The 24,891-nt window shown below is 73.2% G+C and carries 18 protein-coding genes; 11 read left to right on the plus strand and 7 right to left on the minus strand.

The features are described from left to right. Position 1: 1 nt before the first annotated feature. From ACIQMV_RS09070 to ACIQMV_RS09100, 7 genes are all read left to right on the plus strand, one after another. Positions 2 to 880, plus strand: a complete 879-nt coding sequence (locus ACIQMV_RS09070) for an ABC transporter permease (protein ID WP_402592133.1) — start codon at positions 2 to 4, stop codon at positions 878 to 880. Further along, positions 877 to 1,668, plus strand: a complete 792-nt coding sequence (locus ACIQMV_RS09075; protein ID WP_141357408.1) for an ABC transporter permease — start codon at positions 877 to 879, stop codon at positions 1,666 to 1,668. Before ACIQMV_RS09070 ends, ACIQMV_RS09075 begins: the two co-directional genes overlap by 4 nt. Further along, the gene (locus ACIQMV_RS09080) at positions 1,658 to 2,830 is read left to right on the plus strand and encodes an ABC transporter ATP-binding protein (RefSeq protein WP_402592134.1); all 1,173 of its coding nucleotides are present in this window, start codon (positions 1,658 to 1,660) and stop codon (positions 2,828 to 2,830) included. The genes ACIQMV_RS09075 and ACIQMV_RS09080 overlap by 11 nt, the downstream gene beginning before the upstream one ends. Continuing rightward, a complete protein-coding gene (locus tag ACIQMV_RS09085; protein ID WP_402592135.1) occupies positions 2,827 to 4,230 on the plus strand; it encodes an NAD(P)/FAD-dependent oxidoreductase in 1,404 nt (467 codons plus the stop codon). Before ACIQMV_RS09080 ends, ACIQMV_RS09085 begins: the two co-directional genes overlap by 4 nt. A 14-nt stretch (positions 4,231 to 4,244) precedes the next feature. After that, positions 4,245 to 4,643: a cupin domain-containing protein gene (locus ACIQMV_RS09090; protein WP_141357402.1), complete on the plus strand. Its 399-nt coding sequence runs from the start codon at positions 4,245 to 4,247 to the stop codon at positions 4,641 to 4,643. After that, positions 4,640 to 6,286, plus strand: coding sequence for an amidohydrolase (locus ACIQMV_RS09095; RefSeq protein WP_402592136.1), 1,647 nt, complete (start codon positions 4,640 to 4,642; stop codon positions 6,284 to 6,286). Before ACIQMV_RS09090 ends, ACIQMV_RS09095 begins: the two co-directional genes overlap by 4 nt. A gap of 333 nt (positions 6,287 to 6,619) precedes the next feature. After that, the gene (locus tag ACIQMV_RS09100) at positions 6,620 to 9,010 is read left to right on the plus strand and encodes a beta-N-acetylglucosaminidase domain-containing protein (RefSeq protein WP_402592137.1); all 2,391 of its coding nucleotides are present in this window, start codon (positions 6,620 to 6,622) and stop codon (positions 9,008 to 9,010) included. A 54-nt stretch (positions 9,011 to 9,064) separates the two neighbouring features. Here the strand turns inward: ACIQMV_RS09100 and ACIQMV_RS09105 are convergent, their stop codons facing one another. The 4 genes from ACIQMV_RS09105 to ACIQMV_RS09120 are packed head-to-tail and all read right to left on the minus strand — an operon-like array spanning position 9,065 to position 15,151. Next, positions 9,065 to 10,285 (minus strand): cytochrome P450, encoded by a 1,221-nt coding sequence (locus ACIQMV_RS09105; RefSeq protein ID WP_141357396.1) that lies wholly within the window; start codon positions 10,283 to 10,285, stop codon positions 9,065 to 9,067. Between the two features lie 32 nt (positions 10,286 to 10,317). Next, a complete protein-coding gene (locus tag ACIQMV_RS09110; protein ID WP_402592138.1) occupies positions 10,318 to 11,541 on the minus strand; it encodes a cytochrome P450 in 1,224 nt (407 codons plus the stop codon). A 56-nt stretch (positions 11,542 to 11,597) separates the two neighbouring features. Continuing rightward, positions 11,598 to 14,660, minus strand: coding sequence for an amino acid adenylation domain-containing protein (locus ACIQMV_RS09115; protein WP_402592139.1), 3,063 nt, complete (start codon positions 14,658 to 14,660; stop codon positions 11,598 to 11,600). Positions 14,661 to 14,707: 47 nt separating this feature from the next. Beyond that, on the minus strand, positions 14,708 to 15,151 hold the full coding sequence (locus tag ACIQMV_RS09120; protein WP_141357391.1) for a pyridoxamine 5'-phosphate oxidase: 444 nt from the start codon (positions 15,149 to 15,151) through the stop codon (positions 14,708 to 14,710). A gap of 249 nt (positions 15,152 to 15,400) precedes the next feature. On the opposite strand from ACIQMV_RS09120, the gene argF reads away from it, so the two are divergent. Both argF and ACIQMV_RS09130 read left to right on the plus strand, forming a co-directional pair. Further along, positions 15,401 to 16,408 (plus strand): ornithine carbamoyltransferase, encoded by a 1,008-nt coding sequence (gene argF, locus ACIQMV_RS09125; protein WP_401772916.1) that lies wholly within the window; start codon positions 15,401 to 15,403, stop codon positions 16,406 to 16,408. A 131-nt stretch (positions 16,409 to 16,539) separates the two neighbouring features. Then, positions 16,540 to 17,988, plus strand: coding sequence for an amino acid permease (locus ACIQMV_RS09130; RefSeq protein WP_401772917.1), 1,449 nt, complete (start codon positions 16,540 to 16,542; stop codon positions 17,986 to 17,988). Here ACIQMV_RS09130 and ACIQMV_RS09135 read toward each other — a convergent pair. Beyond that, positions 17,951 to 18,481: an ATP-binding protein gene (locus ACIQMV_RS09135; RefSeq protein ID WP_141357385.1), complete on the minus strand. Its 531-nt coding sequence runs from the start codon at positions 18,479 to 18,481 to the stop codon at positions 17,951 to 17,953. The genes ACIQMV_RS09130 and ACIQMV_RS09135 overlap by 38 nt on opposite strands. Before the next feature lie 318 nt (positions 18,482 to 18,799). Here ACIQMV_RS09135 and ACIQMV_RS09140 point away from each other — a divergent pair, with 318 nt between their 5' ends. Then, entirely contained in the window at positions 18,800 to 19,627 is an 828-nt protein-coding gene (locus tag ACIQMV_RS09140) for an enoyl-CoA hydratase family protein (protein WP_141357383.1), read from the plus strand. An 18-nt stretch (positions 19,628 to 19,645) separates the two neighbouring features. Then, positions 19,646 to 21,913, plus strand: coding sequence for a bifunctional salicylyl-CoA 5-hydroxylase/oxidoreductase (locus ACIQMV_RS09145; protein ID WP_402592140.1), 2,268 nt, complete (start codon positions 19,646 to 19,648; stop codon positions 21,911 to 21,913). A gap of 317 nt (positions 21,914 to 22,230) precedes the next feature. Here the strand turns inward: ACIQMV_RS09145 and ACIQMV_RS09150 are convergent, their stop codons facing one another. Both ACIQMV_RS09150 and ACIQMV_RS09155 read right to left on the minus strand, forming a co-directional pair. Next, positions 22,231 to 23,052 carry a PaaX family transcriptional regulator C-terminal domain-containing protein gene (locus tag ACIQMV_RS09150; RefSeq protein ID WP_388478204.1) on the minus strand — a complete coding sequence of 274 codons (822 nt, stop codon included), beginning with the start codon at positions 23,050 to 23,052 and terminating at the stop codon, positions 22,231 to 22,233. Between the two features lie 109 nt (positions 23,053 to 23,161). Continuing rightward, on the minus strand, positions 23,162 to 24,856 hold the full coding sequence (locus tag ACIQMV_RS09155; protein ID WP_402592453.1) for an AMP-binding protein: 1,695 nt from the start codon (positions 24,854 to 24,856) through the stop codon (positions 23,162 to 23,164). Between the last annotated feature and the right edge of the window lie 35 nt (positions 24,857 to 24,891).

Raw genomic sequence — 24,891 nt, forward strand, 5'->3', positions numbered from 1 at the left:
CATGACGGCCCTGATCGAGATCGCCTCCCCGGCCACCGGCGGCCGGCCCCGCAAGGGCGCCGGCGGCCGGTGGGGATGGCTGCTGCTGCCCGCGCTGGTCCTGCTGGCCGTGCTCTTCCTGGTGCCGCTGGGCCTGATGGCCTGGCGCAGCGTCAGCGAGCCCGCACCCGGCGCGGGCAACTACTCCTGGTTCTTCACCAGCGACGTCGCCATCGCCACGCTGGTGCGCACGCTGGCCGTCGGCGCCGTCGTCACCCTGGTGACCCTGGTGCTCTCCTACCCGTACGCCTACCTGATGACCGTGGTCGGCGCCCGGGCGCGGATCTGGCTCACCCTGCTGGTACTGCTGCCGTTCTGGACCAGTCTGATGGTGCGCACCTTCGCCTGGGTGGTGCTCCTCCAGGACAGCGGCGTGGTCAACCAGATCCTCGGCACCGTGGGGCTGGGCCCGCTCCAGCTGATCCGCACCCCCGCCGGGGTGGTGATCGGCATGTCTCAGGTGCTGATGCCGTTCATGGTGCTGCCGCTGTACGCGGTGATGAGCGGCATCGACCGCCGGCTCCTCGACGCCGCGCAGGGCATGGGGGCGCGCCCGGCCACCGCGTTCCTGCGGGTCTTCGTGCCGCTGTCGCTGCCCGGCGTGGGCGCCGGCGCGCTGACCGTGTTCATCACCTCGCTCGGCTTCTACATCACCCCGGCCCTCCTGGGCTCGCCCGACCAGGCGCTGATCTCGCAGCAGATCTTCACCCAGGTCAACGGGCTGCTCGCCTGGGGCCGCGGCGGAGCGATGGGCGTGGTGCTGCTGGCGGTGACGCTGGTCCTGCTGGGACTGGTCGGCCTCGTCCTGCGCTTCACCCGCAACCGGGGAGGTGCCCGATGAGGACCGCACCCGCGCGGATCGCGCTGTGGGCGTTCAGCGCGCTGGTGGGCCTCTGGCTCATCGCGCCGACGCTCGTGGTGATCCCGCTGAGCTTCACCGACAAGGCGTCCCTGGTGTTCCCGCCGAGCGGCTGGTCCACCCGCTGGTACACCAACTTCTTCACCGACCCCCGCTGGACCGAGGCGCTGTTCTCCTCGCTCCAGGTCGGCGCCTTGGTGGCGGTGGTGGCCACCGTGCTGGGCACCGCCGCCGCGATCGCGCTCACCCGGTCCGGCTCACGCTGGGTGAAGGCGTCGTACGGGCTGCTGCTGGCCCCCATGATCGTGCCGACCGTGGTGGTCGCCATCGGCGTGTACGCGCTCTTCCTCCAGTACAACCTGCTGGGCACCCTGCTCGGCTTCGTCACCGCCCACACCGTGCTGGCCCTGCCGTTCGTCATCATCCCGGTGACGGCGAGCCTGCGCGGTTTCGACCGGCGCCTCGAGGACGCCGCACTGATCTGCGGCGCCACCCGCTGGGGCGCCATCCGGCAGGTGACCCTGCCGCTGATCGCCCCGGGCGTCGTCTCCGGTGCCCTGTTCGCCTTCGTCACCAGCTTCGACGAGGTCGTGGTCTCGCTGTTCATCCAGAGCCCCTACCTGCAGACCCTGCCGGTCAGGATGTTCGCCAGCGTGACCCGGGACACCGACCCCACCATCGCCGCGGCCGCCACCCTGATCATCGTCTTCACCACGGTGCTCGTGCTGGCCGCCACCTTCGCCACCGCCAGGAGGAACCGTGTCCGCTGACGCCAGCCTCATAAAGGCGCGCGGAGCCCGTATCGAACTGGCGCAGGTGCGCAAGGAGTACGCGGACTCCGTCGCCGTCGACGACGTCTCCCTGGTCATCGAACCGGGCGAGTTCATGACCCTGCTGGGCCCCAGCGGCTCCGGCAAGACCACCACCCTCAACATCATCGCCGGGTTCACCGCCGCCACCTCGGGCACGCTGACCATCGGCGGCAGGCAGATGCAGGACCTGCCGCCGCACCGGCGGGACATCGGTATGGTCTTCCAGCACTACGCGCTCTTCCCGCACATGACCGTCGCGGAGAACGTCGCCTTCCCGCTCAAGCAGCGCAAGGTGCCGAAGGCCCGCCGCGCCGAGATGGTCGAGGCGGCCCTGGAGACCGTGCGGCTCGGCGGCTACGGCCACCGCAGACCGCGCGAACTCTCCGGCGGTCAGCAGCAGCGGGTCGCCCTGGCCCGGGCCGTGGTGTACGAGCCGAGCGTGCTGCTGATGGACGAGCCGCTGGGCGCGCTCGACAAGAAGCTCCGCGAATCCCTCCAGCTGGAGATCAAGCGGGTGCACCAGGAGGTCGGCTCCACCTTCGTCTTCGTCACCCACGACCAGGAGGAGGCGCTGGTCCTGTCGGACCGCATCGCCGTCTTCGACGACGGGGGCATCCAGCAGGTCGGCACCGCGAGCGAACTCTACGAAAGGCCCCGCAGCCTCTTCGTGGCCGAGTTCCTCGGCGAGTCCTCCACCGTACGGGGACGCGTCGAGCCGGACGGCGACGACTCCTGCCTGCGGGTCGGCGACCGCACCGTACGCGTCGCCGGACGGCGGCCCGAGGGCGGCGCGGCCGCCGTCGTGGTCCGCCCCGAGCACCTGCGGGTCCAGCCGGCCGCCGAGCCGGTCGCGCCCGGGGCCAACGCGCTGCCCGCCCGTGTCACCCAGGAGATATACCTGGGCTCCGGCCGCAAGCTCGAACTCGCCCTGCCCGACGGCACCGTGCTGCTCGCCCGCGAGCAGGCCGACCGGCTGTCCGGCGTCCGCCACGGCGACGAGGTCACCGTGGTCTGGGACGTCGAACGGGGCGTCCTGCTCGACGACCCCTCCGGCACCACCCACCCACCCACTTCCGGCGACCGGATCCCGGTCGCCGCCACGGAAGAGAGCGGACGATGAGCACCACCCCCGCCACCAGCCCCACCTTCGTCAACGGCGACGTCTCCTTCTGGTTCCGGGAGAGCGGCGTCCCCGCCCGCCGCCCCGCCCTGCCCGGCGACCTGGACGTCGACGTCGCACTCGTCGGCGGCGGCTACACCTCCCTGTGGACCGCCTACTACCTCAAGAAGGCCCAGCCCGACCTCAGGATCGCCGTCCTGGAGAAGGAGTTCGCCGGCTTCGGCGCCTCCGGCCGCAACGGCGGCTGGCTCAGCGCCGAGCCGCCCGGCCAGATGCGCCGCTACGCGAAGTCGCACGGCCGGGAGCCGGCCGTCGCCATGCAGCGGGAGATGTTCTCGTCCGTCGACGAGGTCATCCGGGTCGCCGCGGAGGAGGGCATCGACGCCGACATCCAGAAGGACGGACTGCTGCACGTCGCCACCAACGCCGCGCAGGAGCGGCGGCTGCGTGAAGGGCTGCCCACGCTGCGCGCCGAGGGCTGGGGCGAGGACGACCTGGTCGAACTCGACGCGGACCGGCTCGCCGAGCGGGTCCGCATCGCCGGCGCCCGTTACGCCCAGTGGAGCCCGCACTGCGCCCGCATCCAGCCCGCCAAGCTGGTCCGGGGCCTGGCCGACGTGGTGGAGCGGATGGGCGTCGCCGTCTACGAGGGCACCGAGGTCACCGAGATCCGCCCGCGCGAGGCGGTCACCACCCACGGCACCGTCCGGGCGTCGTACGTCATCCGGGCGCTGGAGGGGTTCACCGCCGGACTGCGCGGCCACCGCCGGGTCTGGCTGCCGATGAACAGCAGCATGATCGTCACCGAGCCGCTGCCCGCCTCCGCGTGGGAGGAGATCGGCTGGCGCGGCGCCGAACTGATCGGGGACGAGGCCAACTCGTACTGCTACATCCAGCGCACCACCGACGGCCGCATCGCCATCGGCGGGCGCGGCATCCCGTACATGTTCGGTTCCCACGTCGACCAGCGCGGCGAGACCCGGGACGCCACCCAGGCGCAGCTCCAGGCCATCCTCAGGCAGCACTTCCCGGCCACCGAGGGCGTCGCGATCGACCACACCTGGTCCGGAGTGCTGGGTGTGCCGCGCGACTGGTGCGCCACCGTCCACCTGGACCGGGACACCGGCCTCGGCTGGGCCGGCGGCTACGTCGGGCACGGCGTGACCACCACCAACCTCGCCGGACGCACCCTGCGCGACCTGATCCTCGGCCACAAGACCGACCTGACCCGGCTGCCCTGGGTCGGCCGCAAGGTGCGCGGCTGGGAGCCGGAGCCGCTGCGCTGGCTCGGCGTGCGCAGCCTCTACGTCGCCTACCGCGCCGCCGACCGGCACGAGAACTCGGGTCTGGAGCGCACCTCCGTCATCGCACGCGTCGCCAACGTCATCAGCGGACGCTGAAAGGAGCAGCCCCCATGGAAACCGCCGGCGCCACCGCCACCACCGCTCTCGTCCCCGCCGTCGCCTTCCTCGCCGACGCGGCGAGCGCCGACCTGCCCCCGGCGACGCCCAAGCCGACCAGCACCACCGGCCAGCGGGAGACCACCCGCACCCTGTGGCAGTCCCCCGACGGGCTGGTCGAGGTCGGCGTCTGGGAGTGCGACCCCGGCCACTTCACCGCCACCCGCGAGGGCTACGACGAGGTCTGCCAGGTGCTGACCGGATCCGCCACCGTCCGTACCGAGGGCGGTGAGGACGTCGAGCTGCGTCCCGGCGCCACCCTGGCGATGCCGGCCGGCTGGCGCGGCACCTGGCAGGTCCACGAGACCCTCCGCAAGGTGTACGTGGTGCGCACCCACGAGGCCGGCGCATGACCCTCGTCCTGCACGGCGGCCGGGTGTGGACCGGCGATCCGCGGCGCCCGCACGCGACGGCCGTCGCCGTGGCCGGCGGCCGGATCACGGCCGTCGGCACCGACGCCGAGGTGCGCCGGGCCGCCGGCCGCCCGTCCGAGACGTTCGACCTGGCCGGCCGGACCGTGGTGCCCGGCCTCCAGGACGCGCACATCCACCCGGTCTGGGGCGCCCTGGAGGCGCTGCGCTGCGACCTCACCGGCGCCACCGACGCCGAGGGCTGCCTCACGGCCGTCAGGAAGTACGCGGCCGCCCACCCCGGCCGGCCGTGGATCCTCGGCGGCGGCTGGAGCATGGACTGCTTCCCCGGCGGCTGGCCCACCCGGGAGCCGCTGGACGCGGCCGTGCCGGACCGGCCGGTGTTCCTGCCCAACGCCGACCACCACTCGGCGTGGGTCAACTCGGCGGCACTGGAACGCGCCGGGATCGACGCGGCCACCCCCGACCCGCCGGCCGGGCGGATCGAGCGCGACGCGGCCGGCCGGCCCACCGGGGTGCTGCACGAGAGCGCCATGGACCTGGTGGCCCGGCTGCTCCCGCCGGACACCGTCGAGGACCAGCTCGCGGCGCTGAGCCACGCGCAGGCCCACCTCTTCCGGTACGGCGTCACCGGCTGGCAGGACGCCATCGTCGGCGCGTACGGCGGGGCCGGCGACACGCTCGCCGCCTACCGGCGGGCCGACGCGGAGGGACTGCTGAAGGCCCGGGTCACCGGCGCCCTGTGGTGGGACCGCGACCGCGGCCCGGAGCAGCTCGACGACCTGGTGGCGCGGCGCGGCGCGCCCGGCCGCCGCTTCCGGGCCGGCGCCGTGAAGGTGATGCAGGACGGTGTGCTGGAGAACGGCACCGGCGCCCTGCTGGAGCCGTACCTGGACTCCTGCGGGTGCGCCACCGGCAACCTCGGCCACTCCAACGTGCCCGCCGCGCTGCTCGCCGAGGCGGTGACCCGCCTGGACGCCGCCGGCTTCCAGGTGCACTTCCACGCGATCGGCGACCGGGCGGTGCGCGAGTGCCTGGACGCGGTCGAGGCCGCGGCCGCGGCCAACGGAGCGCGCGAGCGGCGCCACCACATCGCCCATGTGCAGCTGGTCGACGACGCGGACATCGGCCGCTTCGCCGCTCTGGGGGTGACGGCCAACGTCCAGTCGCTGTGGGCGACCCACCACCAGCAGACCGACGAGCTGACCAACCCGCTGCTGGGCGAGGGACGAGCGGGCCGGCAGTACCCCTTCCGCCGGCTCCTGGACAGCGGCGCCCGGCTCGCCGGGGGCAGCGACTGGCCGGTCACCACGGCCGACCCGTGGCAGGCCATGCACGTCGCCGTGCACCGCACCGAACCGCCCGGCTCGGCGCACACCGGATGGCCGGGCGCCGACCGCCCGTTCGTGCCGCACGAACGGCTGGAACTGACCGACATCCTGCGCGCCTACACGGCCGGCTCGGCCTGGGTGAACGGCAACGACGACGAAGTCGGCCTGCTGCGCGAGGACATGGCCGCCGACCTCGCCGTCCTCGACCGGGACCTCTTCGCCCCGGACACGGCCGTGTCCGGCACCCGCGCCGTACTCACCCTGGTCGCGGGGGAGACGGTCCACGCCGAGTGAGCGGCCGGGCGGCGCAGCGGTGCCGGGAGCGGCCCCCGGGATGGCAAGTGGTCTAGACAACATGTCGTTCCTGTGCGAGCGTGACGCCCGCACGTCTTCGTCCACTGTGGTCCCGGTGAGCGCTGCCCCGGAGAGGAGTCAGGAGGCTCGATCTGCCGTGCGCCGGTGCGGCCGGGCGGTCAACCCGCCTGCCTCACGGCGCTGTTGAGCACCACCGGGAACGCCGTCCAGGCCACCCGTGCGGCAAGGCCGTCCAGGCGCGCCGGCAGGACCGGTGGTGCCGGCGAAGGCCGTCGCCAACGGTGGCTCCGATTCGAGGAATTGGACGCATCCATGAAGAAACGCCGTTCGCTGCTCACTTCTTGTCTCCTGGCCGCCGGACTGACGGCCGGAACCCTCGTACTGGTCCCGCAGGCCCAAGCCGAACCCGCTCCCGCGCCGGGACAGGGGCTGCCCGCCGTCTCACCCGTCCCGCAGTCCCTCTCCCGCGCCGGGGCCGACGCCAACGTCACCGGGCGGGTGGTCGTCGTCGCCGACGACGGCACGGACACCGCCGCCCGGGACCGTCTCGTGCGCGAGCTGCGGGCCCACGGCGCCGACCGCGTCGACGTCGTCACCCCGGACCGGGCCGTCCCCGCGGGACTGCTCACCGTACGCCTCGGTCCCGCCACCAGACCCGACATCGCCAAGGCGCTCGGCGACACCCGCGTCCCGCAGCACGCCGAGGGCTACGCGCTGCGGGTCGGCGCGGTCGGGCCGCAGCGCCAGGTCGCGCTCGGCGGCGCGGACGCGGCCGGGCAGTTCTACGCCGTGCAGACCCTGCGGCAGCTGTTCGTCCGCAGCGACGACGGCTGGCGTGTCGCGGGCGCGGAGGCCAGCGACTACCCGTCGATGCCGCTGCGGGGCACCATCGAGGGCTTCTACGGTCAGCCGTGGTCCGCCGCCGAGCGGCTGGACCAGATGGACTTCTACGGCGACGTCAAGGCCAACACCTACGTCTACGCACCCAAGGACGACCCGTACCACAGGGACAAGTGGCGCGAGGCGTACCCGGCCGACAAACTCGCCGAGCTGGGGACCCTGGTGCGGCGCGCGAGCGCCAACCACGTCCGGTTCACCTTCGCCGTGTCCCCGGGCGGGTCCATCTGCTACTCCGACCCGGCGGACCGCGCGGCGCTCAGGGCGAAGCTCCAGGCGGTGTACGACCTGGGCGGGCGTGCCTTCTCCATCCCGCTGGACGACATCAGTTACACCCGGTGGAACTGCGACGGCGACCGGGAGAAGTTCGGCGCGCCGGGCCAGGCGGCCGCCGCCAGGGCGCAGGTGGACCTCCTGAACGACGTCCAGCGCACCTTCGTGGACACCCACGAGGGCACCCAGGCCCTCCAGATGGTGCCCACCGAGTACGGCGACCTGACCGACACCGCGTACAAGCAGACCATGCGGGCCACGCTGGACCCGAAGGTCGTCGTGATGTGGACCGGGACCGACGTCGTCCCGCCCTCCATCACCAACAGCCAGGCGGACGCCGTGTCGAAGCTGTTCGGCCGGAAGGTCTTCGTCTGGGACAACTACCCCGTCAACGACTTCGGCAACACCCAGGGGCGGCTCCTGCTCGCGCCCTACGACAAGCGGGAGACGGGGCTCGGCGACCATCTCAGCGGCATCGTCGCCAACCCCATGAACCAGCCCTACGCCAGCAAGGTCGCCGTGTTCGGAACGGCCGACTTCACCTGGAACGACCGGGCCTACGACGCGGCGTCGAACTGGACCCGCGCCCTGTCCTACCTCGCCGGGGGCGACCGCGCGGCCACCGGGGCACTGGCCGTCTTCGCCGACCTGAACCACCTCGCCCCCACGTTCGGCGCGAAGCCGTGGCAGCCGCAGGCCCCGGCGCTCGACGCCCGCGTCAAGCGGTTCTGGCAGGAGTGGGACGCGGGGCGGCGCACCGAGGCGCTGGCCGAGTTGCGCGAGTACGCCGCCGCCATCGCCGACGCGCCCGCCGTCATCCGCGGGGGAGCGGTGCAGGCGGGCTTCGTGGCCGACGCGGAGCCCTGGCTGAAGGCGACGGAGCAGTGGGGGCGGGCGGCCGTCGCCATGGCCGACGCGCTCGCGGCCCGGCAGGCGGGCGACGCGGACCGTGCGCAGCAACTGCTCACCACCTCCCGCGACCTCCAGCGCAAGGCGGCGGCCGTACGGGTGGACCCGGCCCGCAACACCTGGGGCAGCGTCCAGCCGAAGATCGGTGACGGCGTCCTGGACGCCTTCCTCGTCCAGGCCGATGTGCGCCTCGGCCTGTGGGACGTGGCGGGCGGCACGGAGAACCTGGCAGCGGCGGGCACCGCGACCGCGTCCAGCGTGGAGCAGGACCTGGACCGACTGGCCGCCCGGTACATCAACGATGGCGACATGGGCACCCGTTGGGCCTCCGGCTACCAGGACGACGCCTGGGCGCAGATCAAGCTCGCCGCACCCGCGAAGGTCGCCGCCGTGACCCTCGCCTGGGAATCCGCGTGCGCCGAGCGGTACCGGCTGGAGACGTCCGCGGACGGTGTCGACTGGACCACCGCCGCGACCATGACCCCGGCCGAGTGCGGAACCGACGTCATCCGGCTGACGGGCGACGAGCCGGTGTCCTACATCCGGATGCAGGGCGTCAAGCGCCGTACGACCTGGGGGTACTCCATCTACGAGATGGCCGTCTACGGCAAGCCGGTCGCCTGAGCCGGACCGGCCGCGGGTGACTTCGGCAAGGAGCCGCTCACCAGTTGGCGGCGCTCACCAGTGGACCGGAAGGGTGAGCGGTGACTTGCTCGGTGACTCGTCCTCCCAGATGGGTTGGTGGCCCTCGGCCAGGCGCAGGTTCGGGAGGCGGTCGAACAGGGCTTCCAGGCACACGGTCATCTGGGCGCGTGCCAGGTGGGAGCCGATGCAGTTGTGCGCCCCGCGGCCGAAGGTGAGGTGGGGGTTGTCGGCGCGGCACAGGTCGAGCCGGTCGGCGTCGGTGAACACGTGCTCGTCGCGGTTGGCCGCGGCGAGCACGGGCAGCACGGCGTCGCCGGCTCGGATGGTCCGGCCGTGCAACTCGATGTCCTCGACGGCCTGGAGGACGACGACGCCGTTCATCACCGGTACATAGCGCAGGAGTTCCTCCACCGCGCCCGGCATGAGGTCGCGGTGGTCGCGCAGGCGTGCGTACGCGCCGGGCAGGGTCAGCAGGGTCAGCACGGCGTCGGCCAGGAACATGGTGCTCGTGCGGTAGCCGGCGACCAGCATGGACAGCCCGAAGTTCACCGCGCTCTCGTGGTCCAGAGCGCCGCGCTCGCACTCGTCGACCAGCCGGGTGAGCATGTCGTCGCCGGGCCCGCGCCGCTTCCGGTCGAGCAACGAGGTGATGTACTCGCGCAGTTGGGAGGTGGCCTCGCGGCCCTCCTCCAGCGTGAGGATGGCCCCGAGCGCGGCGTCCGCCCTGGGCAGGAAGTAGTCGCTGTCCTCGTAGGGGATGCCGACGAGATCGCACATCACCATGACGGGGAAGGGCTCGAGGAACCGGACGACCAGGTCGCCGGGCTGGTCGCTGCCGACGAACGGATCCAGCAGCCGGTCGGCCGACCGCCGGATGCGCGGCAGCCGGCTCCGCACGGACCGGACGCTGAACGGCTCGCTCAGGGCCCGGCGCAGGGCGGCGTGCCGGGGGCCCTCCAGCTCCATCATCGTGACCAGGCCCGGTTCGTCACCGGGGACATGGCCGGGGCGGGGCGGCCAGTCGGTGATGCTCGGCCTGATCAGCCGGGCGTCGGCGATCAGTTCCTTGACGTCGTCGTAGCGGGTGGCGTACCAGGCGGTGGCGCCGATCGGCAGCCTGACCCTGGCCAGGGGGCACTCCCGGCGCAGCCGGCCGTACTCCTCGGGCGGGCCCATGGTGCCCGGCGGCGGGAGGGGCAACTCGATAACGGGCACAGCGGACACGTCGACGGCGGGTTCCGGCGTGGTGTTCACGGGTGGACCTCCCCTGGTGCCTGCGGGGCGGATCACCAGCCGACCGGGAGGGTCAGCGGTGACTTGGTGACGGACTGGTCGTCCCAGAGGGGTTCCTGCCCCTCGGCGGGACGCAGTTGTGGGAAGCGGTCGAGCAACGCCTCCAGCCCGACGGTCAGTTCGGCGCGGGCGAGGTGCGCGCCGACGCAGTTGTGGGTTCCCCGGCCGAAGGCCAGGTGGGGGTTGTCCGCGCGGCACAGGTCGAGCCGGGCGGCGTCGGCGAACACGCTCCCGTCGCGGTTGGCGGAGGCCAGCACCGGGATGACGGCGTCGCCCCCGCGGATGGTCTGCCCGCCCACCTCGATGTCCTCGGTGGCCAGCAGCAGCACGGTGCCGTTCATCACCGGCATGTACCGCAGGAGTTCCTCCACCGCGCCCGGCATGAGGTCGCGGTGGTCGCGCAGGCGGGCCCACTGGACCGGCCGGTGCAGCAGGGCGTGCGCCGAGCCGGCCAGGAAGAAGCCGCTGATGCCGAAGCCGACCGTGAGCATGGACAGCCCGAAGGCCGTCACCTCCTCGTCGGTCAGGGTTCCGTCCTCGCACTGGCGGACCAGCAGGGTCAGGACGTCGTCGCCGGGCCGGCTCCGCTTCCGCGCGATCAGCTCGGCCACGTACGCGCGCAGCAGGTCGGTGACCCTGCGCCCCTCCTCGGCGGTCACCATCCCGTCGAGGGCCGAGTCCAGGACCGGCAGGAACCAGTCCCGGTCCCCGGCGGGGATGCCCACCAGGTCGCACAGCACGAGCAGCGGGAACGGCTCCGTGAACCCGGCCACCAGGTCGCCGGGAGGGCCGCCCTCCGCGAACTCCTCCAGCAGCCGGTCGGCGAGTTCGCGGATGCGCGGCAGCCGCTCCCGGACGGCTCCGGAGCTGAACGCCGAGGCCACGGACCTGCGCAGCGCCAGGTGCCGGGGGCCGTCCAGTTCCGCCATGGTGACCAGGTGGGGTCCCTCGTCGGCGGCCGGGCCGGGACGGGGCGGCCAGTCGTTGATGGTCGGCCTGATCAGCCGGGGGTCGGCGAGCAGCGCCCGGACGTCCTCGTACCGGGTGACGTACCAGGCGGTCGCGTCCATCAGCAGCCCGACCCTGGCCACGGGGCGGCTCTCGCGCAGCCGCGCGCACGTCTCGGGCGGCCCCATGGTGCCCGGCGGCGGGAGGGGGAAGTCCAGGACGTCCGCCTCGGGGCCGGGTGCCTGCGCGCCGGGTGGGGGTGGGGTCATGCTCGCTCCTGTGCTGGGGTGACGTCGTCCGCGGGCGCTCGACCGCAGAGGTGCGGCTACGGGCGCTCGATGTAGCCGGTGGCGTAGAAGTACTCCAGGTAGCGGTCCAGCAGTGCCGCGTCGACGGGCGGGCAGCGCAGCCCCGTGCCGGCCAGGTCACGCTCGACGTTGGCCCGCCCCACGGCCGGGAAGGTGCCCTCGAAGTACATCTCCTTGACGGACATGTCCGCCTGCTTGCAGCGGTCCACGCACAGGGAGACGAACGGGGCGGTGGGGCTCGTGGGGTGCCGCGCGACATGGCGGACGAGGTCGTCCACCCATTCCTCGTAGGGGAGCCGCCGGATCCGGTGGCCGCCCGCGTCCATCCGGTCGAGCATGTCGCGCAGGCTCGCCGGGTGGGGGTTGGTCAAGTGGTAGGTCCGGTGGCCGGCGCGGTGCGCGGTGGCGATGTGCACCACCGCCTCGGTGAGGAAGTCCACCGGGACGAAGTCCAGCGGCAGCGGGATGTCGGGGGCCAGCCCGGTCTCGGTGATCGTCTTGAACAGCGAGCAGATCGCGGTGTCGGTGTTGCACGCGCCGGTGCGCCGGTCACCGGTGATCTCGTACGGCCGGTGGACCGCCACCGGCAGGCCCTGGCCCGCGGCGTCGCGCAGCACCTCCTCGGCCACCCACTTGCTCTCGGCGTAGCCCATGGTGAGCCGGTCGGCGTGGTCGAGCGGCAGGTCCTCGTCCACGTGCCGCACGCCGGCGGTGCCGAAGCCGGCCAGCACCGCGATCGTGGAGAAGAAGTGCACGGGCACGGCGCGTTCGGCCGCCAGGCGTACGAGCTGCCGGGTGCCCTCCACGTTGGCACGGCGCAACGCCTCGTACGGATAGAGGAAGTTGACCTGTGCGGCGGCATGGATCACCAGGTCGAGGGCGTCGGCCAGTTCCTCGGCGCGGCCCGGTTCCAGACCGAGGCCGGGCTCAGCGAGGTCCGCCGGGAAGCACTCGACGCGGTCGGCGGCCTCCGTGGTGGCGAGGCCGAACCGGGCCAGGTTCCGCATCACCTTCCGCCGGGCGTGCGCGGCGTCGCGGCCGCGCACCGGGCAGTGCACCCGGGCGTCGGTGCGACGCAGCAGCCGGTCCAGCAGGAAGGCGCCGACGAAGCCGGAGGCGCCGGTGAGCAGCACCGCCCGGGGGCGCCGCCAGTCCGGCTCCGGACCGCGCGGCGCCAGCAGGGTGAAGCCCAGCCGCGCCTCGGCGCGGAAGTCCACGGCGCCGGCGTCGGGGGCCGTCCGGGCCCCCCGGCCCTCGACGGAGGTGAGGGCGGTGACGGCGGCCGTGAAGTCCTCCAGGGTGGGGGAGCGCAGCAGACTGTGGATCAGGGCGCGGCCGTGCCGGGCGTCGAGCCCGAAGGCGGCCAGGGTACGCGTGACGGCCTCGGCCGCCAGCAGGGAGTCGCCGCCGATGTCGAAGAAGCTGTCCCCGGGCGCCGGGTGCACGCCCAGCACCACCTGCCACACCCGCGCCGCCGACTGCTGCGGACCCGGCCCGGGGCGGTGGCCGGGCGCCGGGGCGGTGGCCCCGTCCGCGGCCGCCAGCAGGCGCAGCCGGCAGCGGTCGACCTTGCCCCCCGCGGTCACCGGGAACCGCCCCACCTCCACCAGCCGCGCGGGCACCGCGGCCGCGGGCAGCCATGCCGTGAGCCCGCCGCGGATGCGGTCCAGCGGCAGCGCCCGGCCGGGCCGGGCCGGTGTCACGTACCCGATCAGGCTGTCGCCCTCCAGTTCGACGACGGCCTCGCCGACCGCGTCGTCCGCCCGCAGCCGCGCCTCTATCTCGTCCGGCTCGATGCGGTGCCCGCGCAGCTTGATCTGCCGGTCCGCCCGCGCCCGGTACTCCAGTACGCCGTCCGCGCGCCGGACCACCCGGTCACCGGTGCGGTAGAGCCGCGTGCCGGGCTCGAAGCGGTTGTCGACGAAGCGCTCGGCGGTCAGCTCGGGGTCGCCGAGGTACCCCAGCGCGAGCCCGTCCCCGCCGACGAGGAGTTCGCCCTCCTCACCGGCGTCCGCGAGCGTGCCGTCCGCCCGCACCACGTAGCAGGTGGAGTTCTCCAGCGGCCGGCCGATCGGCACCGCCGTCGCCTCGGGAGGCAGACCGTCCACCAGGTGCGCGGTGGAGACCACGCTGTTCTCGGTCGGGCCGTAGAAGTTGACCACGGTGGTGTCCGGGCAGGCCGCCAGGATCGCGCGGGCCAGCTCCGGGTCCATCGCCTCGCCGCCGGCCGAGGCGAACCGCAGGGACCGCAGTGCCGACGGCCTGGTGCGCCCGATGTGGTGGAACACCCCGGTGGTCAGGTAGGCGATGCTGACCCGCTCGGACAGCAGCCGGGACTCCAGGGCGGCCGGTGACAGCAGCTCCTCCTGATCGGCGATCACCACGCAGGCCCCGGCGAGCAGCGTGGACCAGATCTCGATCGTGGAGGCGTCCGAGGAGAGGCCGTAGGCGTGCAGCACCCGTTCACCGGGGCGCGGCCGCTGCCACACCAGATCGGAGGCGGCCAGCCGGACCACGCCGCAGTGCGGGACCGCGACGGGTTTGGGACGGCCGGTCGAGCCGGAGGTGAACATCACGTAGGCGCAGTCCCCGGGCAGTACCCCGGTGCGCGGGAGCGCGGCCGGCACGGCCGGCGCCGACCCGTCCAGGGCGATGCGGGTCCGCACCCGCCGGATGCGGCAGACACTGCCGGGCAGCGTCACCACGGTGTGCACCCCGGCGTCCTCCGCCATCGCCTGGAGCCGTCCGGGCGGGGAGGCGTCGTCGAGCGGGACGTACGCGGCGCCGGTCTTGAGGATGCCCAGAAAGGCGACCAGCGCCTCCAGGGACCGGCTCCCGCACACACCGACCCCGTCACCGCGCCGCACCCCGGAGCCGAGCAGCCGGGCGGCCAGCGCGTCGGAGCGGTCCTTCAGCTCGCCGTAGCTCATGCTGCGGCCGTGCTGTACGGAGGCGGTCGCCCGGGGGCGCAGCGCGGCCTGGGAGTCGAACAGCTCGTGCAGACAGCGATCGCGCGGGTACCACAGCGTCCCCGCGTTCCACGCCGGCGCCACCGGAAGCGTCATCGTGTCAATGACCATGGGATGTCCCGTCTGTGCTGCACGTGCATCGCCTGCCGCACGGAGGACTAGGTGTCGAACTCCGCGGCGAAGGCGGAGAAGTCGGCCGTCCTCCACCTCTCGGGCCGCATGCGGATGAGGATGTCGTCGGCCAGTTGCTCCTGGTTGGCCGCCAGGTACGCCGTCGCGGCGTCCGCGTCCAGGTACCGGTGGGCCAGCGCCTCGTGCTCGGCCGGGGGCACCGGATCCTCGACGCCCACGACCGGCCCCTCCACGCTCACATAGCGGTACGGGGCCGATTCGTCCTGCACGCAGAGGCTGAACCGCCCGGCGTCGCGGACGAGGCCGGCCTTCAGCGCCTGCCGCCCGGTCTCGATCGCCACCAGCCCGCCGGGCCGGTAGGAGTACCAGAGCGGAACCAGCAACGGCCCACCGCCGTTCCGGGGATCGTTCACCCCCAGGATTCCCACATGGAGGCCGGCGAGGAACTCCTCCCGGTCTTCGACCGACATCCTGAGATCCACGGGTACCACCTCGATCGGGCAGAGAATCCCGCAGGGCATCCTCGGGCGACACGGAGGCCCGCACGGGTCCCGGCGGCTGAGCCGACACAGGAGGCCGAGACGGGCCCCGACTCCCAGAGTTCAACAGACCCGCGCGGTTCGCATCCCGGACCCCGACACGGGTCCTGTATATAAATGTGGAACATCGTATAGACTTCCATAGTCCGCACCCGTCCCACCGTCCCCAGGAGCTCCCCGATGGTGCACGTCCCGACCGGTTTCACCGGCCGCCACTTCCTCAAGGAGCTGGACTTCACCGAGGACGAGTTCCGCGGTCTGGTCGGGCTGGCCGCCGAGCTGAAGGCCGCCAAGCGGGCCGGGACCGAGACGCGGTACCTGCGGGGCCGCAACATCGCCCTGATCTTCGAGAAGACCTCGACGCGCACCCGCTGCGCGTTCGAGGTCGCCGCCGCCGACCAGGGCGCCTCGACGACGTATCTCGATCCGTCCGGGTCGCAGATGGGGCACAAGGAGTCCGTGAAGGACACCGCCCGTGTCCTCGGCCGGATGTTCGACGCGATCGAGTACCGGGGCGACAGCCAGGACGCCGTCGAGGAACTCGCCGCGCACGCCGGCGTCCCCGTCTACAACGGGCTCACCGACGACTGGCACCCCACGCAGATGCTCGCCGACGTGCTCACCATGACCGAGCACTGCGCCAAGCCGCTGCGCGAGACCGCCTTCGCCTACCTCGGCGACGCCCGCTTCAACATGGGCAACTCCTACCTGGTCACCGGCGCCCTGCTCGGCATGGACGTACGGCTCGTCGCCCCCAAGAGCTACTGGCCCGCCCAGGGCATCGTCGACCGGGCCCGCGAGCTGGCCGCCTCCAGCGGTGCGCGCATCACCCTCACCGAGTCCCTGGAGGAGGGAGTGCGCGGCGCCGACTTCGTCGCCACCGACGTCTGGGTCTCCATGGGGGAGCCCAAGGAGGTCTGGGACGAGCGGATCGAGGCCCTGGCCCCGTACGCCGTGACGATGGACGTGCTGCGCGCCACCGGCAACCCGGACGTGAAGTTCCTGCACTGCCTGCCGGCCTTCCACGACCTCGGCACCGAGGTCGGCCGCGGGATCCACGAGCGACACGGCCGCACCTTCCTGGAGGTGACCGACGAGGTCTTCGAGTCGGCCCACTCGGTCGTCTTCGACGAGGCGGAGAACCGTCTGCACACCATCAAGGCGATCATGGTCGCCACCCTGGCCTGACCGGCCGCCCTCAGGACCCGCGGCCCGGAGCCACCCCTTCCGCCGCCGTAACGCGACCTCCCCCCGGCTCCCACAGGCAGCGGACATCCCCGAGGCCGCCCCGCACCACCAGAAACGAGCACCACCCCCGCATGTCCGCTCCCCGCATCAAGTCCCCGGCCCTCCTGGTCGCCGAGTCCGGCGCCGACCGCGCGGGCCACGGTCTCAAGCGCACGATGGGCCTGTTCCAGCTCGTCTGCTTCGGCATCGGCGCGATCGTCGGCACCGGCATCTTCGTCGGCCTGTCCGACTCGGTCGCCCAGGCCGGTCCCGCCGTCGTCGTCTCCTTCGTCCTGGCCGCGATCACCTGCGTGTTCACCGCCTTCTCCTTCGCCGAGCTGGGCGGCGCGATCCCCGTCTCCGGGTCCTCGTACTCCTTCGCCTACGCCGGCCTCGGCGAGACCACCGCCTTCCTGGTCGGCTGGTGCCTGCTGCTGGAGTACGGCATCTCCATCTCCGCGGTCGCCGTCGGCTGGAGCCAGTACGTCAACGAGCTGCTGCACAGCCTCACCGGATGGCAGCTCCCGGCCGCCCTGTCCGCCGGCCCCGGCGACGGCGGGGTCGTCAACCTGCCGGCCGTCCTCGTCATCGCCATGGCCTGCATGCTGCTGGTGCGCGGAGTGCGCGAGAGCGCCCGGGCGACCGCCGCGATGGCCGTGCTCAAGCTCGTCATCCTCGTCGCCTTCTGCGCCATCGGGTTCTCCGCCTTCAAGCACGGCAACCTCACCCCGTTCTCGCCGGCCGGACTCGGCGGCATCGGCGCGGGCACCACGGCCGCGTTCTTCTCCTACATCGGTTTCGACGCGATCACCACCGCCGGCGAGGAGGCCAGGAACCCGCGCCGGGACATCCCGGTCGCGATCCTCGTCTGCATCGGCCTGGTGACCCTGCTGTACTGCGCGGTCGCGCTCGCCGCGATCGGCGCCATCGGCGGCGACCAGGTCGGCGGCCGGCCCGCGGCGCTGTCGTACGTCGTCAACACGGTCACCGGCTCCTCGGTCGGCGGCGCCGTCATCGCCTTCGGCGCGGTCGTCGCCATCGCCTCCGTGGTGCTGACCGTGACGTACGCCCAGTCCCGCATCCTGATGTCGATGTCCCGCGACGGGCTCGTGCCGCCCGTCCTCCAAAAGGTCTCGCCGCGCACCTCGGTGCCCGTCGCCGGCACCCTGATCGTCGGCGTGGTCTTCGCGGTCCCCGCGGCGTTCGCGTCGCTGGACGTCGTGGTCAACCTGTGCACCATCGGCACGCTCGCCATCATGGCCGTCGTCAACATCGCCGTGATCACGCTGCGCCGCCGCGAACCGGGCCTCGCCCGCACCTTCCGGGTGCCGCTCTACCCGGTGCTGCCGGTGCTCGGCGTCGGCTGCTCCCTGTACCTGATGTACGAGACCGGCTGGACCACCTGGCTCCAGTTCGCCGGCTTCCTCGTGGCCGGGCTGCTCGTGTACGTGGGCTACGGACGCCGGCACTCCCGGCTGGCGGCACGGGCCGGGGCGGCGGAGGTCACGCCGGGCGCGGCCGAGGCGGACCGGACAGCCTGAACCACACCGCCTTGCCCGACGCGGTCGGGCGGTGCCCGCAGGCGGAGCTGAGGGCGCGGATCAGCAGCAGGCCGCGCCCGTGCTCCTGCCAGGGGTCCGGGGCCGTGAGGCCCGGCCGGGTCAGCCCGCCGGGCGGGTCCGGGTCCGGGTCGTGCACCTCGACGTGGCAGCCGGTCGGCAGCAGCTCCACCACCAGCTCTATCGGACCCCGCCCCGCGGTGTGCTCCACGGCGTTCGCGACCAGCTCCGCGGTGAGCAGCTCCGCGGTGTCGCTGTCGGCCGTGTGCTCCAGCTCGGTCAGCGCCGTACGGACCAGGGCGCGGGCCACCGGCACGGCGGCCGCCGAGTGCGGCAGCGCGACGCGCCAGGACGGAAGAGACGGCACGAAGTGCCTCCGTGAGGGGCGGTGGCCGGGCGACGGGTGGGCTGGGGCTGAAGGGGGTTCGTGCAAGGTGTGTCCGTTCGTGGCGGGGGGCGTCCCGGTGATGACCATCAGGTTGTCCCGCTTTCAACGAGGGGAATGGTACGGGGGCCGTCCGCGGGGACTTTCGGCGGCCTCGTCCTCGGGGCCGCCGGGCCCGGCACGGTGGGCTTACCCCGAGGGACGGCCGTCCTCCCCCGGCCACTCCCGTCGTTACCTCCCTATCGACGAGCCGTGACCAAGTGACGGGTACCGGTCACAGTGGCGCGACTGTATCGCGTACTCGTGACGACAGTCATGAACAAGTGATAACTTCGGTGGGGAGAGCCGTCGAGGCAGAGGCCTGCGCGGCAGCGGTTCGTGGCAGTCCCCCCGAGGAGGCCCTGTGTCATGAGTCCCTTCACCGGCTCCACCGACCGCACCTCCCAGTGGCGCCATCTGCGCGTCGAGCGCGCCGACGGCGTCGCCACGGTCACCCTCGCCCGGCCCGACAAGCTCAACGCGCTCACCTTCGGCGCCTACGCCGACCTGCGCGACCTGCTCGCCGAACTGTCCCGCGAGCGGGCCGTGCGCGCCCTGGTACTGGCCGGCGAGGGCCGCGGCTTCTGCTCCGGCGGCGACGTGGACGAGATCATCGGCGCCACTCTGAGCATGAACACGTCCGAGCTGCTCGACTTCAACCGGATGACCGGACAGGTCGTGCGGGCCGTACGGGAATGCCCGTTCCCCGTGATCGCGGCGGTGCACGGGGTGGCGGCCGGGGCGGGAGCGGTCCTGGCCCTGGCGGCGGACTTCCGGGTCGCGGACCCCACCGCCCGGTTCGCCTTCCTCTTCACCCGCGTCGGCCTGTCCGGCGGCGACATGGGCGCCGCCTATCTGCTGCCCCGGGTGGTCGGGCTGGGCCACGCCACCCGGCTGCTGATGCTCGGCGAGCCGGTACGGGCGGCCGAGGCCGAGCGGATCGGCCTGATCAGCCACCTCACCGACGAGGGCAGCGCCGACGAGGCCGCGCGTTCCCTGGCCCGCCGGCTGGCCGACGGCCCCGCCCTCGCCCTCGCCCAGACCAAGGCCCTGCTCACCGCCGAACTGGACATGCCCCTGTCCGCCGCGGTCGAACTGGACGCCTCCACCCAGGCCCTGCTGATGAACGGCGAGGACTACGCCGAGTTCCACGCGGCCTTCACCGAGAAGCGCCCCCCGAAGTGGCGGGGGAGGTGACCGGAGGTGACCGGTGCCATGAGGGTCGCGGTCATCGGCGGCGGACCCGGCGGCCTGTACGCCGCGGCCCTGCTCAAACGGCTCGACCCGGCCCGTGAGATCACCGTCTGGGAGCGCAACGCGCCCGACGACACCTTCGGGTTCGGCGTCGTGCTCTCCGACGAGACGCTCGGCGGCATCGAACACGCCGACCCGGTGGTGTACGAGGCCCTGCGCCGGGAGTTCGTGCGCTGGGACGACATCGACATCGTGCACCGGGGCACCCGGCACACCTCCGGCGGCCACGGCTTCGCCGCGCTCGGCAGGCGGCGCCTGCTGCGGATCCTGCACGAACGCTGCCGCGCGCTCGGCGTCGACCTGCGCTTCCGCACCGAGGCGCCGCCCCCGGAGCGGCTGTCGCGGACGTACGACCTGGTCATCGCCGCCGACGGCGTGCACAGCGCCACCCGCGAGGCCCATGCCCACCTCTTCCGGCCCCGGCTGACCGGCCACCGCTGCCGCTACATCTGGCTGGCCGCCGACTTCGCCCTCGACGCCTTCCGCTTCGAGATCGCCGAGACCGAGCACGGCGTGGCGCAACTGCACGGCTATCCGTATGCACCGGACGCCTCGACGGTCATCGTCGAGATGCGCGAGGAGGTGTGGCGCGCGGCCGGCTTCGACATCATGGACGAGAAGGAGTCCGTCGAGCGCTGCGCCAAGATCTTCGCGGACGCGCTCGGCGGGCGGCCGCTGCGCTCCAACAAGTCCGCGTGGTCCACCTTCCGCACGGTCGTCACCGAGCGCTGGTCGCACGGCAACCTGGTGCTGCTCGGCGACGCCGCCCACACCGCCCACTTCTCCATCGGATCCGGCACCAAGCTCGCCGTCGAGGACGCCCTCGCGCTCGCCGCCTGCCTGGACGAACAGCCCTCGCTGGCCGAAGCGCTCACCGCCTACGAGCAGGAGCGCAAACCGGTCGTCGCCTCCACCCAGCGCGCGGCCCGGGCCAGCCTGGAGTGGTTCGAGAACCTGGACCGCTACCTCGGCCAGCCGCCCCGCCAGTTCGCCTTCAACCTGCTCACCCGCAGCCGCCGCGTCACCCACGGCAACCTCCGGCTGCGCGACCCCCGCTTCACCGACGCCGTGGAGCGGGAGTTCGGCTGCCCGCCCGGGACACCGCCGATGTTCACCCCGTTCCGGCTGCGCGGACTGACCCTGCGCAACCGGGTCGTCGTCTCGCCCATGGACATGTACTCGGCCACCGACGGCGTCCCCGGCGACTTCCACCTCGTCCACCTGGGCGCCCGGGCTCTCGGCGGCGCGGGCCTGTTGATGACCGAGATGGTCTGCGTCAGCCCCGAGGGCCGGATCACCCCGGGCTGCGCCGGCCTGTGGACCGGACGGCAGTCCGACGCCTGGCGGCGGATCACCGACTTCGTGCACCGGCAGGCCCCGGACACCGCGATCGGCGTGCAGCTCGGCCACAGCGGACGCAAGGGATCGACCCGGCTGATGTGGGAGGGCATGGACGAGCCGCTGCCCGGGGGCAACTGGCCTCTGACGGCCGCCTCCCCGCTGCCGTACCGGCCGGACAGCCAGATACCCCGCCAGGCCGGCCGGGCCCAGCTCACCGACATCCGCGAGCAGTTCACCGCCGCCGCCTGGCGTGCCGCCCGGGCCGGCTTCGACCTGCTCGAACTGCACTGCGCCCACGGCTACCTGCTCTCCGGCTTCCTCTCCCCGCTGACCAACCGGCGCACCGACGCCTACGGCGGCTCACTGGACAAGCGGCTGCGCTTCCCGCTGGAGGTCTTCGACGCCGTACGCGGAGTGTGGCCCGAGGACCGTCCGATGACCGTGCGCGTCTCCGCCACCGACTGGGCCGAGGGCGGTACGACCGCCGCCGAGGCCGTGGAGATCGCCCGCGCCTTCGCCGCGCACGGCGCCGACGCGATCGACGTGTCGACCGGGCAGGTGGTGGCCGACGAACGCCCCGAGTTCGGACGGTCGTACCAGACGCCGTTCGCCGACCGGATCCGCCACGAGGTGGGCGTACCGGTGATCGCGGTCGGCGCGATCTCCTCCTGGGACGACGTCAACTCCCTGATTCTGGCAGGGCGTACGGACCTGTGCGCGCTGGCCCGCCCGCACCTGTACGACCCGCACTGGACTCTGCACGCGGCCGCCGAGCAGGGCTACACGGGTCCGTCCGCCGTCTGGCCGGCGCCCTACCGGGCGGGCAGCCGCCGCCCTCAGACGGGCCGCACGGACGCACCCAAGCCCCGCCTGACGCTCGGTGGTTGACCGGTGCCTCACCGGGATGGGCGGCTGCCCTCCGCGCGGGGCGGGCCGTGCGGATGCGTTCAAGCTCCGTCTGGTGCTGGGTGGTTGACCGGTGCCTTATTGGCGGGAAGCTGGGCGTGCCCAAGCCCCGCCTGGTATGGGGTGGTTGACCGGAGGCCGTCGCCCGCGCCCTACCGGCGTGGGTAGCCGCCGTCCGGGAGCGGGCCGCACGGACGCACCCAAGCCCCGCCTGGCGCTGCGTGGTTGACCGGTGCCTTATTGAGCGGGCAGTCGGCAGGGCATCCAAGCTCCGCCCGGCAGTGGACGGTTGCCCGGCGTCAGAGCCCGGCGAACTCGGCGCCCGTGTCCCGCAGCCGCTCGTGCAGCCCCTGGAAGACGGCGGCCGAGCGGGCACCGGGCCAGTCGGCGGGCAGCAGCCGCGCGGGCAGGCCGGGGTCGGCGTAGGGCAGATGGCGCCAGGAGTCCAGGGCGAGGAGGTAGTCGCGGTAGGCCTCCTCCGGCGGGGTGTCCGCGCGCTTCTCCCAGGCGCGCAGCACGCGCGCGTGCCGGTCGAGGAACGCCTCGTGCTGCTCGGCGATCGCCGCCAGGTCCCACCACCGTCCGACCGCCTGAGCGGTCGGCGTGAAGCCCAGGTGCTCGCCGCGGAAGAAGTCCACGTACGGGTCGAGGTCCAGCCGCCGCAGCGTGTGCCGGGTCTCCTCGTACAGGCGGGCCGGGGCGATCCACACGCCGGGCGCCGCCGTGCCGAAGCCGAGCCCGGCCAGCCGGGAGCGCAGCACGTGGCGCTTGTTGCGCTCCGACTCCGGCACGGAGAACACGGCGAGCACCCAGTCCTCGTCCCCGGGGTGCGCCGTGGCATAGATACGGCGGTCGCCGTCGTCGAGCAACTGCCGTGCCTCCGCGGACAGTTCGTATCCCGCCGCGCCCTGCGCGGTGCGGGCGGGCAGCAGCAGCCCGCGCCGCTTGAGCCGCGACACCGAGGAGCGCACGGACGGCGCGTCCACCCCCACGGCGGCCAGTAGCCGGATCAGCTCGGCGACGGGCACCGGCCCTGGCGCGAAGCGGCCGTAGGCGCCGTAGAGCGTGACGATGAGGGACCTCGGGGCGTGTAGCGCCTGCTGCTCGGACACGTTGATCATTTTAGGTCTTCGGCATCACTGCTGGTCACCGACGCCGCTGGTCACCGGCGCCGCTGAGGGCCGTCACCGCCGAGCACCGTCGAGTAGGCGCCCTCACCGCCGTGCGGCGTCACCCCTGAACGCCGTCGGCGCGCAGCCGGAACCGCTGGAGCTTGCCGGTGGCCGTGCGCGGCAGCACGTCCAGGAAGACGATCTCGCGCGGGCACTTGTACGGGGCCAGCTCCGACTTGAGGTACGCGCGCAGCGCCTCCGCGTCCCGCGGCGCGCCCCGTCTGAGGACGGCGTAGGCGACCACGACCTGCCCGCGGTCCTCGTCGGGCCGCCCGACGACCGCCGCCTCCACCACGTCCGGGTGGCGCAGCAGGGCGTCCTCGACCTCCGGACCGGCGATGTTGTACCCGGCCGAGATGATCATGTCGTCGGCGCGGGCGACGTAACGGAAGTAGCCGTCGGGCTCGCGGACGTAGGTGTCCCCGGTGACGTTCCAGCCGTCCCGCACGTACACGCGCTGCCGCGGGTCGGCGAGGTAGCGGCAGCCGACCGGCCCCCGGACGGCGAGCAGGCCCGGCACCCCGTCCGGCACCGGCTCGCCGTGCTCGTCCTGCACGCGCGCGTGCCACCCCGGTACGGGCACTCCGGTCGTGCCGGGCCGGATGTCCCCGTCCGCCGCCGAGATGAAGATGTGCAGCAGCTCGGTGGCGCCGATGCCGTTGACGATGCGCAGTCCGGTCCGCTCGTGCCAGGCGTGCCAGGTGGCCGCGGGCAGGTTCTCCCCGGCGGACACACAGCGCCGCAGCGAGGAGACGTCGTGGGAGTCGAGCGCGTCGAGCATCGCGCGGTACGCGGTGGGGGCGGTGAACAGCACGGACACCCGGTGCTCGGCGATCGCGGGCAACAACTGCCGTGGATGGGCCTGTTCGAGGAGGAGCGCGCTGGCGCCGGCGCGCATCGGGAAGACCACGAGCCCGCCGAGCCCGAAGGTGAAACCGAGCGGGGGACTGCCCGCGAACACGTCGTCCGCGTGCGGTCTGAGCACATGGCGGGAGAAGGTGTCCGCGATGGCCAGCACGTCCCGGTGGAAGTGGACGCAGCCCTTGGGCCGCCCGGTGGTGCCCGAGGTGAACGCGATGAGCGCGACGTCGTCGGCGGCGGTGTCCACGGCCGGGTACGGCGTGCCGGGCGCCGGACGGCGCAGCAGGTCGTCGGGGGCGTCACCCCCGTACGTCGTGACGACGAGCCCCGGTGTCTCCGCCTTGGCCAGGTCGTCCACGGCCCGGACGTCGCACAGCGCGTGCCGGACCCGGGCGATCTCGCAGATCGTGCTCAGCTCGTGCGGGCGCTGCTGGGCCAGCACGGTGACGGCGACCGCGCCCGCCTTGAGCACGGCCAGCCAACAGGCCGCCAGCCACGGGGTGGTGGGGCCGCGCAGCAGTACGCGGTTGCCGGGGACCACCCCGAGGTCGCCGGTCAGCACGTGCGCGATGCGGTCGACGCGGGCGCGCAGATCGCCGTAGGTCCACGTCCGGCCGTCGGCGGTACGGAACACCGGGCGCCCGGCGTCGGCGGGGTCCAGCAGCTCGGCGGCGCAGTTGAGCCGGTCCGGGTAGCGCAGTTCCGGAAGGTCGAAGCGGAGCTCGGGCCACTGGTCCGGGGGTGGCAGGTGGTCGCGCGCGAAGGTGTCCACGTGCGCCGAGGCCGTCGGCCGCGCGGTGCCGCCCCTGCCGGAGTCCAAGGTGTCCATGGCCGGTTCGCCCCCTTGTCGTGGTGGGCACGCACAAGGAGCGTATCGTGTTGGTGACGACAGTCAACGGTACGCGATACGGTGGATCGTGCCCCGGC

Origin of the sequence: Streptomyces sp. NPDC091412 (genome assembly GCF_044756885.1) — a bacterium.
GTDB lineage: Bacteria > Actinomycetota > Actinomycetes > Streptomycetales > Streptomycetaceae > Streptomyces.

Excerpts from the sequence above, each read along its gene's own strand:
- ACIQMV_RS09140 (WP_141357383.1), top strand. The coding sequence starts at position 18,800 with ATGAGTCCCTTCACCGGCTCCACCGACCGCACCTCCCAGTGGCGCCAT.
- ACIQMV_RS09115 (WP_402592139.1), bottom strand. The coding sequence starts at position 14,660 with ATGGTCATTGACACGATGACGCTTCCGGTGGCGCCGGCGTGGAACGCG.
- ACIQMV_RS09135 (WP_141357385.1), bottom strand. The coding sequence starts at position 18,481 with ATGGTCATCACCGGGACGCCCCCCGCCACGAACGGACACACCTTGCAC.
- ACIQMV_RS09085 (WP_402592135.1), top strand. The coding sequence starts at position 2,827 with ATGAGCACCACCCCCGCCACCAGCCCCACCTTCGTCAACGGCGACGTC.
- ACIQMV_RS09130 (WP_401772917.1), top strand. The coding sequence starts at position 16,540 with ATGTCCGCTCCCCGCATCAAGTCCCCGGCCCTCCTGGTCGCCGAGTCC.
- ACIQMV_RS09150 (WP_388478204.1), bottom strand. The coding sequence starts at position 23,052 with ATGATCAACGTGTCCGAGCAGCAGGCGCTACACGCCCCGAGGTCCCTC.
- ACIQMV_RS09110 (WP_402592138.1), bottom strand. The coding sequence starts at position 11,541 with ATGACCCCACCCCCACCCGGCGCGCAGGCACCCGGCCCCGAGGCGGAC.
- ACIQMV_RS09120 (WP_141357391.1), bottom strand. The coding sequence starts at position 15,151 with ATGTCGGTCGAAGACCGGGAGGAGTTCCTCGCCGGCCTCCATGTGGGA.
- argF (WP_401772916.1), top strand. The coding sequence starts at position 15,401 with ATGGTGCACGTCCCGACCGGTTTCACCGGCCGCCACTTCCTCAAGGAG.
- ACIQMV_RS09090 (WP_141357402.1), top strand. The coding sequence starts at position 4,245 with ATGGAAACCGCCGGCGCCACCGCCACCACCGCTCTCGTCCCCGCCGTC.
- ACIQMV_RS09100 (WP_402592137.1), top strand. The coding sequence starts at position 6,620 with ATGAAGAAACGCCGTTCGCTGCTCACTTCTTGTCTCCTGGCCGCCGGA.
- ACIQMV_RS09070 (WP_402592133.1), top strand. The coding sequence starts at position 2 with ATGACGGCCCTGATCGAGATCGCCTCCCCGGCCACCGGCGGCCGGCCC.
- ACIQMV_RS09075 (WP_141357408.1), top strand. The coding sequence starts at position 877 with ATGAGGACCGCACCCGCGCGGATCGCGCTGTGGGCGTTCAGCGCGCTG.
- ACIQMV_RS09145 (WP_402592140.1), top strand. The coding sequence starts at position 19,646 with ATGAGGGTCGCGGTCATCGGCGGCGGACCCGGCGGCCTGTACGCCGCG.
- ACIQMV_RS09095 (WP_402592136.1), top strand. The coding sequence starts at position 4,640 with ATGACCCTCGTCCTGCACGGCGGCCGGGTGTGGACCGGCGATCCGCGG.